The organism is Methylobacterium sp. Leaf85 (genome assembly GCF_001422125.1).
In the GTDB taxonomy this organism is placed as follows: Bacteria; Pseudomonadota; Alphaproteobacteria; order Rhizobiales; family Beijerinckiaceae; genus Methylobacterium; species Methylobacterium bullatum.
The window spans coordinates 113,759-126,030 of sequence record NZ_LMME01000004.1; the positions used below are offsets into that span (position 1 = coordinate 113,759).

The 12,272-nt window shown below is 68.3% G+C and carries 11 protein-coding genes; 5 read left to right on the forward strand and 6 right to left on the reverse strand.

Translation table 11 applies throughout. From position 1 onward, the window contains the following. Position 1: 1 nt before the first annotated feature. The 5 genes from ASF08_RS04690 (at position 2) to ASF08_RS04710 (ending at position 7,241) form a co-directional block, all read left to right on the forward strand. Positions 2 to 2,206, forward strand: a complete 2,205-nt coding sequence (locus ASF08_RS04690) for a polysaccharide pyruvyl transferase family protein (RefSeq protein WP_056141971.1) — start codon at positions 2 to 4, stop codon at positions 2,204 to 2,206. Positions 2,207 to 2,420: 214 nt separating this feature from the next. Then, complete coding sequence (locus ASF08_RS04695; protein WP_238254165.1) at positions 2,421 to 3,734, forward strand: glycosyltransferase; 1,314 nt, start codon at positions 2,421 to 2,423, stop codon at positions 3,732 to 3,734. 71 nt (positions 3,735 to 3,805) lie between these two features. Next, on the forward strand, positions 3,806 to 4,807 hold the full coding sequence (locus ASF08_RS04700; protein ID WP_056141976.1) for an NAD-dependent epimerase/dehydratase family protein: 1,002 nt from the start codon (positions 3,806 to 3,808) through the stop codon (positions 4,805 to 4,807). Positions 4,808 to 4,948: 141 nt separating this feature from the next. After that, the gene (locus ASF08_RS04705) at positions 4,949 to 5,191 is read left to right on the forward strand and encodes a hypothetical protein (RefSeq protein ID WP_056141980.1); all 243 of its coding nucleotides are present in this window, start codon (positions 4,949 to 4,951) and stop codon (positions 5,189 to 5,191) included. A gap of 295 nt (positions 5,192 to 5,486) precedes the next feature. Then, positions 5,487 to 7,241, forward strand: coding sequence for an outer membrane beta-barrel protein (locus tag ASF08_RS04710; protein ID WP_082473063.1), 1,755 nt, complete (start codon positions 5,487 to 5,489; stop codon positions 7,239 to 7,241). A 54-nt stretch (positions 7,242 to 7,295) separates the two neighbouring features. On the opposite strand, the gene ASF08_RS04715 is transcribed toward ASF08_RS04710, so the two are convergent. The 6 genes from ASF08_RS04715 to ASF08_RS04740 all read right to left on the reverse strand — a co-directional run bounded on the left by ASF08_RS04715 (position 7,296) and on the right by ASF08_RS04740 (position 12,251). Next, positions 7,296 to 7,889 carry an AprI/Inh family metalloprotease inhibitor gene (locus ASF08_RS04715; protein ID WP_056141981.1) on the reverse strand — a complete coding sequence of 198 codons (594 nt, stop codon included), beginning with the start codon at positions 7,887 to 7,889 and terminating at the stop codon, positions 7,296 to 7,298. 160 nt (positions 7,890 to 8,049) lie between these two features. After that, positions 8,050 to 9,303: a cytochrome P450 gene (locus ASF08_RS04720; protein WP_056141985.1), complete on the reverse strand. Its 1,254-nt coding sequence runs from the start codon at positions 9,301 to 9,303 to the stop codon at positions 8,050 to 8,052. Continuing rightward, positions 9,300 to 10,595 carry an NAD(P)/FAD-dependent oxidoreductase gene (locus ASF08_RS04725; RefSeq protein WP_056141988.1) on the reverse strand — a complete coding sequence of 432 codons (1,296 nt, stop codon included), beginning with the start codon at positions 10,593 to 10,595 and terminating at the stop codon, positions 9,300 to 9,302. Before ASF08_RS04725 ends, ASF08_RS04720 begins: the two co-directional genes overlap by 4 nt. Then, the gene (locus tag ASF08_RS04730; RefSeq protein ID WP_018043856.1) at positions 10,592 to 10,834 is read right to left on the reverse strand and encodes a ferredoxin; all 243 of its coding nucleotides are present in this window, start codon (positions 10,832 to 10,834) and stop codon (positions 10,592 to 10,594) included. Before ASF08_RS04730 ends, ASF08_RS04725 begins: the two co-directional genes overlap by 4 nt. 80 nt (positions 10,835 to 10,914) lie before the next feature. Continuing rightward, a complete protein-coding gene (locus tag ASF08_RS04735; RefSeq protein WP_056141992.1) occupies positions 10,915 to 11,427 on the reverse strand; it encodes a GNAT family N-acetyltransferase in 513 nt (170 codons plus the stop codon). Continuing rightward, positions 11,424 to 12,251 carry a DUF3750 domain-containing protein gene (locus ASF08_RS04740; protein ID WP_244474454.1) on the reverse strand — a complete coding sequence of 276 codons (828 nt, stop codon included), beginning with the start codon at positions 12,249 to 12,251 and terminating at the stop codon, positions 11,424 to 11,426. Before ASF08_RS04740 ends, ASF08_RS04735 begins: the two co-directional genes overlap by 4 nt. Positions 12,252 to 12,272: the final 21 nt, after the last annotated feature.

Sequence of the window (12,272 nt, forward strand, 5' to 3'; positions counted from 1 at the left end):
TATGGCGACATCCATCACCCGGTACGTGCGTGAGAAAGGCGAGATTCCGCTGGCCTGGGCCGGTTCGACCCTGGACATGAACTATCTCAACTTCGGCGACGCTCTGAGCCCGGTGATGATCGCGCTGCTCTCGGGCAAGCCGATCCGCAGGGCGCCGATGAAGTCGTTCGCGCCTCGCCTGTCCTGCGTCGGTACGATCGGCCACGGTTTCGCCAACGGCGAGGTCTGGTTCTGGGGCACGGGCTGCTCCAACTGGGCCAACCCTTCCGCTCCGGCAGCCGAGAAGAAGCCCTTCGTCCCGTCCCCGGAATCGCATTTCACCGTGACCGCCACCCGCGGCCCGGTCTCGGAATCGCTCCTCTCGGCCAAGACCCTCTCGCATGCCGTTCCGTACGGCGACCCGGTCTGGCTGCTGCCTCGATTTTACAAGCCGACGGTCAAGAAGCGCTACAAGCTCGGCGTCATCCTCCACCTGTCGGAACTCGCCAACCGAGAGATGGAGGCGGTGCCGCGCAAGGAGATCGCGCGGTTCCGGATTCCGGCCGAACTCGCCGACGACATCCATCTCATCACGACCGTCACCGAACTGCATGTCGGTGCGCTTCAGTCGAAGATCGACGAGATCCTGTCCTGCGAGCGCATCGTCTCCACCAGCCTGCACGGCATGGTGATCGCGGAATCCTACGGCATTCCCTGCCTGTATTTCGCGCCGAGCCTGAGCAAGGACGGGCTGCAATCGGTGGAGCTCACCCCCGGTGGCGACGTCGACCTGCGCATCGTCGATCTCTATACCGGCCTCGGCCTGCCGAAGATCGACGTCTACAATCAGCCCCGGCCCAAGCCGAGCGACTGGCCCGCGATCATGAAGGCCATCGACAAGAGCTGGTCGCCCAAGACCTTCGATGGCGATGCCCTGATCAACGCCTTCCCGGTCGATCTGAGCCCCATCTCCGCCGCGCCCGGCGAGACGATCTGGGAGCACAAGGCGCTCACCGACCTGAAACTCCGCCACGATGTCGGCGAGTTGAACCGGCTCGACCGCAAGGAATTTCCGGGAGGAGCCAAGGTGGCCGCCGCCCGATTTCCTGACGAATCTCCCAAAGGCGCTCCCAAGGCCGCTGCGAGAGCTGTGGCCGAAAAGACTGTCTCTGAGCCGGCTGGCGAAGATGCTGCGGCGAAGCTAGAAAAAAAAAAGAGCTCCGTCGCTCTCCTGAAGCGCATTAAATCGACCCTGCCGCCCGGCTCGGTGCCCCTGGCCTGGGCGGCCAGTTCGCCGAAGTTTCCCTACGCTAATTTCGGTGACGCGCTGAGCGCCGTCATGGTCGCCGCCATCTCCGGACGCGTCGTGCGGCATGCGGGCTTCGACAGCAATTCCGAGCGCCTCGTCGCGGTCGGAACCATCGGCCACGCCATCAGCAAGGGCACGGTGCATATGTGGGGCACCGGTCTCGATGCCCAGCGCTGCCCGGGCAATCCGAACCCGGCGCCCTATCAGCGTCCGGCGGGAACCGAGTTCCACGTCCATGCCGTGCGCGGCCCCAAGACCGGCGCCGTACTGAGGGCGCAGGGCATCGCGGTGCCGGAGATCTACGGCGACCCGGTCTACCTGCTGCCCAAGTTCTGGCCCATGGACCATGTGGCGAAGACCCATGAGATCGGCGTTATCGTCCACCTGACCGAGCTCGCCTCCCAGGATCCCGCCGCCACCGTCCTCGACGTGATGACGCGCTACGGCATCCCCCCCGAGCGCAAGGGCGATATCCGGATCATCAACACGATCACCGAACGCGACGCATCGTCCCTGCGCGCCAAGGTCGAGGAGATCGTGTCCTGCCGGCACATCCTCTCTACCTCGCTCCACGGTCTCGTGATCGCGGAATGCTACGGTATTCCCAGCGCCTGGTTCGCCACCTATGGCCAGGGCGAGGGCCGTGAACTCAAGCTCGACGACGATGAGGAGAGGGTCGATCACCGGGTGCGGGATTTCTATCTCGGCGCCGGTGTGACCCGCCTCAACGCCTTCTGCCTGGAGCGGCGCGCCAAGCCCGAATGGGACAAGGCCGTCGACTGGATCAAGGCCACATGGCGGCCCCTGACCTACTCGCCCCAGGCATTGTTCGAAGCCTTCCCGCTGCCGAAGGCGGTCGAGTTCGAGGCGACCCCCTGGCCGGTGGAGCCGAAGGTGCTCAAGGCGCTGAAGTTCTAGGCGCCCGGTCCTACGGGACGAGTCGCATCGTCGAGGCCACGCGGCGATCGAGAAGAGGCGAACTCCGTCCTCCTGGAGGCGTCAGCGCCCGAGGAGGAACGGTGTTCGGACAGCACGAGGGGCCGAGCCACCGGCGCGTGAAATCGCATGTGGTCCGAGTCTTTCATTTCTATCGCCAACGACCCCATCGCAGAACCATCCGAGGAAGTCCGGAATGCCTAAAAGTGTGATGTTGGATGGGTACAATCTCGGCCTGGAGAAGGGGACCGGCGTCGCCACCTACGCCCGCAACCTGAGCTACGAGCTGCACGAGCTCGGCTACCGGACCGATGTCCTCTACGGGACCCGCGCATCTCCGGGCCTCGACCCGCTGCTTCGCGAGATTTCGTTCTTCGATCCGGCGGTGGGTATCCCGCCGCAATGGCTGGTGATCCTGCGCTACCTGCGCGACCAGATGACCTCGCCGCTCGGGCGGCGGGCGGTGAAGGTGCCGATCACCGGCACCGTCATCAGCAAGACGTTCGAATCGCGGATGCCGTATTTCGACCAGATCTGGAACAGCGTGAACCTGTTCGACGTCGCGCTCTCCTATTTCAAGACCTACAATCGCACCCTGCGCGTCAGCGGTCTGCGCACGCCCGACATCATGCACTGGACCTATCCTCTGCCGATCCGGATTCCGGGCGCCAAGAACATCTACACCCTGCATGATCTCGTGCCCCTGCGCCTGCCCTTCACCACCGGCGACATCAAGCGGCGCTACCTGCGCCTGATGCGGCGCATCGTGAAGGATGCCGATCACATCGTCACCGTGTCCGAGACCTCGCGCCGCGACATCATCAACCTGCTCGGCTGCCCCGAGCACCGGATCACCAACACCTACCAGTCGGTGGAAATCCCCAAGAAGTTCTCCGAGAAGCCCGAGGACGTGGTCCGCCGCGAGATCGAGGGCGCCTTCGGCCTGCCGTACAAGGGCTACTTCCTGTTCTTCGGCGCCATCGAGCCCAAGAAGAACGTCGGCCGCCTCGTCGAGGCCTATCTCGCGAGCCAGGTCTCGGCGCCACTCGTCATCGTCGGCGGCGCGGCTTGGAAATCGGATATCGAGTTCAAGTTCATCAATCCGGCGACGAACTCGTATCTCGAGCAGATCGACAACATGACCTACCAGCGCGACCGCATCCGGCGGTTCGACTACGCGCCGTTCTCACTCCTCGTCAGCCTCATCCGCGGTGCCAAGGGCGTGGTGTTCCCCTCCCTCTACGAAGGCTTCGGCCTTCCCGTGCTGGAGGCCATGCTGCTCGGCACCCCGGTCATCACCTCCAAGGAGGGCTCGACGCCGGAAGTCGCCGGCGACGCGGCCCTGCTGATCAACCCCTACGACACCCGCGACATCGCCGATGCGATCCGCGCGGTGGATTCGGATGCGGACCTACGCGGGCGCCTCTCCGAGATGGGCAAGGTCCAGGCGGCGAAATACAGCCCCGAGATCTATCGCGGGCGCCTCAAGGAACTCTACGAGCGACTCTGAACGGACCCTTCCGGATCGCCGCCGGCCTCGTCGGCAGGCGGTCCGGGCGACGGTGAGGCCTCGACCCGACAATGGCGATTCTCGTGACCGGAGCCGCGGGCTTCATCGGCTACCATGTGGCCGATCGCCTGCTCGCGCGTGGCGAGACGGTCATCGGCATCGACAATCTCAACGATTACTATTCCGTCGCGCTCAAGCGGGACCGGATCGAAGATCTCGCGACGCGCCGGGGCGACGCGTTCCGCTTTCTGCCCATCGACTTCTCCGATCACGAGGCCCTGGACAGGGGGCTGGACGAGCATGGGATCGACAGGATCGTCCATCTCGGCGCGCAGGCCGGGGTGCGCTACTCCATCGAGAACCCGCGCGCCTACGTTCAGGCCAACGTGGTCGGTCACCTCAACATCCTGGAATTCGCGCGCCACCGGGGCGTGGCGCACCTCGCCTATGCCTCGTCCTCTTCGGTCTACGGCGGGAATACCTCGCTGCCCTTCCGGGTCGAGGACCGCGTCGACCATCCGGTCTCGCTCTATGCCGCCACCAAGAAGGCGGACGAGTTGATGAGCGAAACCTACGCCCATCTCTATCGCCTGCCCCAGACCGGACTGCGCTTCTTCACCGTCTACGGGCCATGGGGACGGCCCGACATGGCTCTGTGGCTGTTCGCCAAAGCCATCTTCGCGGGCGAGCCGATCCGCGTGTTCAACGACGGCGCGATGCGACGGGATTTCACTTACATCGACGATATCGTCAGCGGGATCCTCGCCTGCCTCGACAATCCGCCCCCCGATAACGGCGCGGAGAAGGCCGGCGGCAGCCATGCGCCGCACCGGCTCTACAACATCGGCAACAACACGTCCGTGCCGCTCCTGCGCATGATCGACGTGCTGGAGGAGGCCTGCGGGCGCCCGGCGATCCGCCGGTCCGAGCCGATGCAGCCCGGCGAAGTGAGGGAGACCTACGCCGATCTCGGCGCCATCGCCCGCGACCTCGGCTATGTCCCGACGACGCCGATCGAAGTCGGCATCCCGGCCTTCGTGCGCTGGTTCAAGGCCTATCACCGCCTCGGCTGACGCGGCCCGCTTCCGCCCGAGGCGCCGATCCGCCGGCGGGACAGTCGTCATACCCCATATGGGGGATGGCAGGATTGAACGGGATGGTAGGGGTTCCGTGATCCAGGGCCGCGATCTTGCCCACCACCATGTGGACCACCGATGTTCATCGATTGCCGCATCACCTACGACCTTCGTTCCGATGACCGGAGCCTCGACAGGTGGACGGTCTTCGACACCAAAACCGGTCGACCGGCATGGGTGAAAGGACTGCGGCAGGTCGGGCTTGCCTTCGCCGTGGCCGACCAACTCGTCGACGCATTGAACGCCATGGAGCGCGCCGCACCGGGATCGTCGGTGACCTGGTCGGATCGCTTGAGCGGGCCGCTGCTCGCCCCCGTGTGATCGTCCGTCCCACCGTGCCGGTTCCGTCAGTCCCTGCCTCGATCCACCCACTCGACGATGCGGTCTTAAGACAACGCTAACCCTGTTCTTTTACCACGATGGGGTCGGCGAGGAGCCGTCCCGCATTGGTCTGGCCGCGTCCCGAGGGGGCGCGATCCCCCGGGACGATCTTCGGCCGCCGCGTCCGTCGCGCCGGTCCGGGATGCGCGAAGGGACGTCCGTGAAACATCCCGGGCAGCGGTCCTGTCGCGCGCACCGCTCGAGGCGGGGACCCGCGGAGAGACACTCGTCCGTGATGCGTGCAGGGCCGATCGCAGGATGGCGCAGGAGGGGGCTTCACGGCCTGATCCTGACGGCCGCCGTCGCCCTGCCCGGAAGCCAGGCGGAGGCCCAGTCGAGCCCGACGCCGCGACCCGCCACACCGACCTTCGGCAGCACGAATCCATCCTCGGCCACGGGTGCGGGTAGTACGGGCGGCCCGACCCTGCGCGGCAGCGGTCCCTCCGGCGATGCGTCCACCGGCGCCGCCTCCCCGAGCGAGGGCGCTGTCTCACAGACCGATGACGGTTCGGCCGGCACCCCCGCCCGACGGCGCTCCCTCGCGCCTGTGGCGCGTCCGGCCACGAGCGCCGGCAACAACCGCAATCCCACCGATCTCCTGCGCCTGCGCGCGATCCCGCCGCGCCGCTTCGGCGTGGCGACGACGCGGCCGGTCCGCTCCATCGTGCAGACGCCGCCGCCGGACCTGCGACTCACACCCGTGATCCGCAATGCCGTCGTCGGTGCGCCGCTGCCGACCCCCTCGCCCGCTCCGCCCCCGGCGCCGTCCCTGACCCTGTTGCCATTGGCCGGAATCGGCACGCCAGGCGCCTTCCTCGGCGCCGCCCTGCGCAGGCCGCTGGTGGTGGACGAGGCCTATGCCCCCCTCGGCATCAAGCTCGGGACCTTCACGTTCCTGCCGGTGTTCCAGCAGAGCGTCGGCTACGACACCAATCCGGACCAGATCACCGCCAACCGCGCCAAGGGGTCGCTCGCCCTGCGCACCGAGGGCGAGCTCGCCTTCCGCAGCGACTGGTCCTCGCATGAACTCGCGGGCGAACTCCGCGGCGGCTATCTCGACTTTCCTGACAACCAGGCCGCCAGCCGGCCCAATGGCGCTGGTACGGTTCGCCTGCGCCTCGACGCCAACCGCAGCACCACCGTCGACGTGGAAACCCGCTTCCTCGTCGAGACACAGCGGCCGGGCTCGCCGGACATCAACGCCACGCTGTCGAACCGCCCGATCGTGGCGAGCTACGGCACGACGATCGGCGTCACCGAGACGTTCAACCGGCTGCAGGTCTCCCTGCGCGGCCTCATCGACCGGTCGGAGTTCGAGAGCGCGACGCTGTCGAACGGTGCGATCCTGAACCAGAGCGACCGCAACCTGAACCAGTACGGGTTGAGGCTGCGCGCCTCCTACGAGATCTCGCCCGTCATCTCGCCCTTCGTCGATGTCCTGGCCGATACCCGCGTCTACGACCTGCGCACCGATTCCAACGGGATCCGCCGGAATTCCGACGGCATCACGGTCACGGGCGGCGCCCGCGTGGCGCTCACCCGCTTCGTCAGCGGCGAGGTCTCGGCGGGTCTCCAGCACCGGACCTATGTCGATCCAGGCCTGAAGGACCTCACCGCCCCGATCGTCAACGCGGCCCTGATCTGGACGGCGAGCCCGCTCACCACCGTGCGGCTCAACGCGGCCACCGGCATCATCGAGACCGCCGTTGCGGGATCGAGCGGCGTGCTGACCAAGGCGGTGACGCTGGAGGTGCAGCACGACCTCCTGCGCAACCTGTCGATCACCCTGGGCGGCGGCTACCTCGCCAGCGACTACGACCGGGTCAACATCACCGAGCGCGGCTTCTCCGCCACCGCCCGGCTCGACTACCGCTTCAACCGCTGGCTCTCCATGCGCGGCAGTTACATCTACCAGCAGATCGACAGCAGCTCCGCCGGGTCGAGCTTCAGCGCCAATACCTGGCTGCTGGGGCTGCGGGTTACGCCCTGAAACTCAGCCCTGACAAGACTTTATGCGGGCTTTCTCATGCAATGACGTAAGTCCTTACCTAGCCAGGGCGAGCGAGGCGCCGGACTTGGAGAGCGCTCCGTCCAACGCACCCCCACCCTGGCGCAGGCGGGCCGTCACGGTCCCGCCGGGCTGGTAGAGATAGACCTCGCCGTCGCGGTAATCCCAGGCGGTGACCTTCGCCAGATCCTTGTTGGCACAGCCGGAGGCGTTCGCCTTGTAGAGGTCGAGGGCGGGGGCGCTCGACAGGGAGACCTTGCAGGTCGCGCCCGTGGCGTCCTTGGCATTCCAGCTTCCCACCACCGAGGAGCGTCCGCTCGACACGATCGGCGGGGCCGGCGGCGGCACGTAGACCGGTTCGGCGACGACCGGGGCCGGCGCCAGAGCCACGTCCGCACCCACCGGAGGCGGAGCGTCGACAGGGGCGGCGCTGGCGCCGGGCGGGGGCGCGAGGGGGGCGGACGTCACCGGGCCGGCGGGCATGGCCGGGGCGACCGGCTCGAGGGCGGCCTGGGCGCCGAGGCCGGTGCGGCTGCCGCGGCTCGGCCCGTCGAGGCGCGACGAGCTGCAGGCCCCGAGGCCTGCGGCGAGGGCGACGAGGGCAACGGTCGACAGGAACTGACGCGGCATCGATCTCTCTTCCCGGCGGGGACTTCGGCAATGAACCGTTGCGTCACCGCCAATTGCGCTGACGGCAAGGCAATGCCGCGGGCCTGACAAGGGAAAGGCGCGTCGCCCCGGCTTTTCGGACACGGTGTGGCGGCAAGGCCGCAATCGTGTCCGAGCGAGGTCAGCGGCGGGGTGCCACTCCGTCGATGGCGAGCCGAAGATGCATGGGGCCGCGCAGGGCCGCGCCCGAGCGATAGGGCGGCGGATCGTCGATGAGGCGCGGATGGACGAGGCGCTGTGCCAGCGCCACAAGGGCCGCCTCGGCCTCGAATCGGGCGAGCGGCGCGCCCGCGCAGTAATGGAGCCCGCCGCCGAAACCGAAATGGCGGATATCGGGCCGATCCGGGTCGAACCGGTCCGGATCGCGGAACACCGCCGGGTCGCGATTGCCGGAGGCGAGGAGGAGCACGATGTCGGCGCCTTCCGGGATGGTGGTGCCGGCGATGTCGATGGCGCTCAATGCCCGCCGCGTCCGGAAATGCACCGGCGGGTCGTAGCGCAGCATCTCCTCGATGAGGCGCGGCGCGAGGTCCGGCTCGCCGGCGAGCCGCGTGAGGATGTGGGGGTGTCGTACCAGAGCCAGCATGCTGTTGGCGATGAGGTTCACGGTGGTCTCATGGCCGGCCACCAGCAGCAGGATGGCGGTGGCGATGAGGTCGACCTCGCCCATCCCCGCTCCACCGTCCTTGCCCGATTCGCCGCTCATGCCGGACAGCATGTCGTCCTGCGGGTGCCGGCGCTTCTCCTTGATGAGGCCGCGCATGTAGGTGGAGATCTCGTCGAAGGTGGTGATGTTCTTCGCCCGTGCCTCCTCATTGCCGAGGTTGTCCGGTTCGAGAGCCGAGGCGAGCTGCGTCGCCCAGCCGTGGAATTGCGGCTCGTCCTCCGGCGGCACGCCCAGCATCTCGCAGATCACCGTGACGGGAAGCGGATAGGCGACGTCGCAGACGAGATCGAAGCTCGTCGCATCGCTCTGCTTGTCCAGGAGATCGGCCACGAGGTCATGCGAGCGTCCGCGCATGGCATGGACCCGCTGATGCGTGAACTGCCCCATCACGGCCATCCGCAGCCGGTCATGGTCCGGCGGATCGCGGAAGATGAACGGGCGATGGGTGTTTGTGACGTGATCCTTGACCGGGTTGACGATCCAGTCCGAGAGCGGGTTGCCGGTCCGCGGGCGTTCGCTCGGCGGCAGGGTCTCCGAACTGATCCGCGGATCGTGCAGGAGGCTCGTGATCGCCGCATGGGTCGAGACCACATAGGTGCCGTCGTCCTGGCGCGAGACAGGCGTCTCGCGCAAGCGGGCGTAGAGCGGATAGGGATCGGCCCGGTTGGCCTCGTCCTTGACCGCCTCGAACAGGCGTCCGGCCTTCATGACGATGTCCGTTCCTCGGGAAAGCCCGGCTGCAGCACCGCGAGACCGTGCAGGTCGACCCCGACGCGGATCGGTGGGAACGGGGCGCGCGCTGCGATCTGCTCGGCATAGGCGGGGAGCCAGCGCCCTGAATCGAAGGACAATGCGGCGATGCAGCGTCCCTTGGCGCCATAGACGACGACGAAGCGGCCCTCCTTCGGGCTTCCCTGCGCGAAGACCATGGCATCCGCCCCCTCGGTCAGGCCCACCGACTTGATGGTGACGCCGCCCTGAGACGACCAGAAAGCGGGCATCTCGGCATAGGCCGCGCCCGTGGCCGCTCCTGCCAGGAGGCGCCCGGCATGCTCGCCCTGGGCCACCGCGTGGCCCCAATGTTCGAGGGCGACCGGGCGGCCGTCGTAAAGCGGATGGGGGAACCGTGCCACGTCGCCGGCCGCGGCGATGGCCCTGTCGGGGCGTCCCTCCGTGTCGAGGACGTAGCCGGCCTCGTCGCAGAGGACGCCGCCTGGGCCGGCATCGAGCCCGGAACCGCTCAGCCATTCGGTGTTGCGCACCGCGCCCAACGCCACCACCACGAGGTCGGTTTCCACCTCACTGCCGTCATCGAGAATGGCCCGGACCACCCGGCCCGACGCATCGCCTTCGAGCCGCGCGACCTTGGTCCGGCTGCGCAGGTCGACGCCGAGAGCTCGGTGCAGGGCGGCGACGATCTCGCCCACCGGCTGCCCGAGGATTCTAGCGAGGGGTGCCGGTCCCGGATCGATCAGGGTGACGGTGCGGTCGAGGGCCCGGCAGGAGGCCGCGACCTCGCAGCCGATGAAACCCGCGCCGATGATGAGGACGCGCTTCGGGCCGGCGGCGAGCGCCCGCCGGAGGGCGGCGGCATCGTCGCGCCCGCGCAGGGTATGGACCCCGGCAAGGCCCGCCTCAGTCGGATTCGACCAGGGTCGGGCGCGCGATCCGGTGGCGATGAGGAGCCGGTCGTAGGACAGGGTCGCGCCATCGGCGAGGCGGACCTCGCGCGCCTGCCTGTCGAGGCCTGTGGCGGCGACGCCGAGCCGCCATTCAGCATCCAGGGCATGGAGGTTGGGCAGCGCGGTCGCCTCGGGCGCGATCTCGCCGGTGAGGGCGGCCTTCGAGAGCGGCGGCCGGTCGTAGGGGCGGTGTGGCTCGTCGCCGACGAGGGTGAGGCGTCCGGCAAAGCCCGCCTGGCGCAGGGCCTCGGCACCGCGCAGGCCCGCGAGGGAGGCGCCGACCACCACCGCATGTCCTTCGGCATTCCTGCTCGTCATCGGCCTTGCCGCTCCGGGTCCTCGACGCGGATCGCCTGGACCGGACAGGATACCCGCGCCCGCTCGATGGCGAGACGGTCGGACGCGGAGGGCGCGGGGTCGTAGAACAAAGCTTCGCGCCCATGCAGCACGAAATGCTCCGGCGCCGCGTAGCAGCACTGGGCGTAGGCCTGGCATCGGTTGAGATCGACGGTGACGCGCAGGGGCGAGCCGTTCGGCGGCGGGGAGGGATCGGGCATGGGGCTCGCTGAGGGAAGCACCCGACAAGGTTTCCCGCGTGCCGAGGTTCCGTCGCGAGCGCAAAGGTCGCGCGGGCGCTTTACGACGCGTCGTCGGCCCCGAGCTTCCTGTGCATCACCAGGGCATCGACCAGCCCGAGGCTCGGATGCCGGAACGCCTCGGGCAAGCGGGCGATCCGCGAGAAGCCGAGGCTTTCCCACAGGGCTACCGCGCGGGTGTTGCTGGCGACGACGAAATTGAACTGCATGGCGAGGAAGCCCTGGCGGGTGGCACCCTCGATCGCGTGCCGTCCCATGGCGCGGGCGATGCCGCGACCCACCGCATCGGCATGGGTCATGAACCCGGCATTGGCCACATGGGCTCCGCCGCCCTGCTGGTTCGCCTTCAGCATGTAGGTGCCGAGCACCCTGCCCCCGTCCAGGGCGACGAAGACCTGGTTTGCCGGGGCGAACCAGTAGGCCAGCATGGCCTCGCGCGAGCCGTCGCGGGGCAGCGCATAGGTCTCGCCGGCCCGGATCACCGGCTCCAGGATGGACCAGATCGCATCGGCGTAGCCGGGTTCCGCCGGGCGGATGAGGAGGGGTGTCGTCATGCCGTTCCGATCCTGCCCCAGCCGGGGAGTTTGATCGCGGGGCGGCGCAGGTCGAGCCCCGCGACGAGGCCGAGGAGGTTCAACTCGATGCCCTCGACCCAGCCGACGGTGAGCCCGGCATAGCCGCCCAGGGTCAGCCGAATGCCGGTGCCGCTCGGCGTCCGCTCGACGATGCGGCCCGGCGGCGCCCAGTCCTTCCCCATGGCCGTCGGCGGCAGGATCGCCTGCGCCTCCGGAAGGCGGGCCAGCACATGGGCGGTGAAGCTATTGGAGTTCGGCCCGGGCCAGGCCTGATAGGTGCCGAGCGCCCGGTAGGGATAATCGGCCACCGCCGCGCGGATCGACGGGATGGCGCGGGCCGCATCGTCCCCGTCGAGGGCGAGGACGGTCTGCGGATCGTTGCCGAACCAGCGTCCGTCCGCGGCCCAGCCGTCCGTGCGGACCGGCATCCCCCAGCCGACCACGTCGTAGCGGGTGTAGCGGGCGGCGCCGTCAGGCTTCACCACGATCCAGCTGTGATGGGCGAAGATCCCCCGCCAGCGCCCGACCCGCGCCGCATAGACCCGGACGAGTGCCGGGTCCGACGCTTTGGGCGGGCGCAACAGCCCGGCGCTCGACCAGTCGGCCACCGCCCAGTCCGCCGCACCACCGCCCCGCGCCATCCACCACAGGGCATGGCTGCCGAGCGGCAGAAGAAACAGACCGAGCAGGAGGAGGCCGAACACGCGAAAGATCGCGCCGAGGAGGGACAGGGAGATCACGACGGGGATCTTTGCCCGCGCGAGGCCGCGCGCAAGCGCCGCCTTCGTCGCATCCACAATCATCGCTCGCCGCCGACCGTTTCG

Bases quoted from the DNA above. Each gene is read 5' to 3' on its own strand.
- ASF08_RS04690 (WP_056141971.1), top strand. From the start codon at position 2: ATGGCGACATCCATCACCCGGTACGTGCGTGAGAAAGGCGAGATTCCG.
- ASF08_RS04695 (WP_238254165.1), top strand. From the start codon at position 2,421: ATGCCTAAAAGTGTGATGTTGGATGGGTACAATCTCGGCCTGGAGAAG.
- ASF08_RS04700 (WP_056141976.1), top strand. From the start codon at position 3,806: ATGGCGATTCTCGTGACCGGAGCCGCGGGCTTCATCGGCTACCATGTG.
- ASF08_RS04705 (WP_056141980.1), top strand. From the start codon at position 4,949: ATGTTCATCGATTGCCGCATCACCTACGACCTTCGTTCCGATGACCGG.
- ASF08_RS04710 (WP_082473063.1), top strand. From the start codon at position 5,487: ATGCGTGCAGGGCCGATCGCAGGATGGCGCAGGAGGGGGCTTCACGGC.
- ASF08_RS04715 (WP_056141981.1), bottom strand. From the start codon at position 7,889: ATGCCGCGTCAGTTCCTGTCGACCGTTGCCCTCGTCGCCCTCGCCGCA.
- ASF08_RS04720 (WP_056141985.1), bottom strand. From the start codon at position 9,303: ATGAAGGCCGGACGCCTGTTCGAGGCGGTCAAGGACGAGGCCAACCGG.
- ASF08_RS04725 (WP_056141988.1), bottom strand. From the start codon at position 10,595: ATGACGAGCAGGAATGCCGAAGGACATGCGGTGGTGGTCGGCGCCTCC.
- ASF08_RS04730 (WP_018043856.1), bottom strand. From the start codon at position 10,834: ATGCCCGATCCCTCCCCGCCGCCGAACGGCTCGCCCCTGCGCGTCACC.
- ASF08_RS04735 (WP_056141992.1), bottom strand. From the start codon at position 11,427: ATGACGACACCCCTCCTCATCCGCCCGGCGGAACCCGGCTACGCCGAT.
- ASF08_RS04740 (WP_244474454.1), bottom strand. From the start codon at position 12,251: ATGATTGTGGATGCGACGAAGGCGGCGCTTGCGCGCGGCCTCGCGCGG.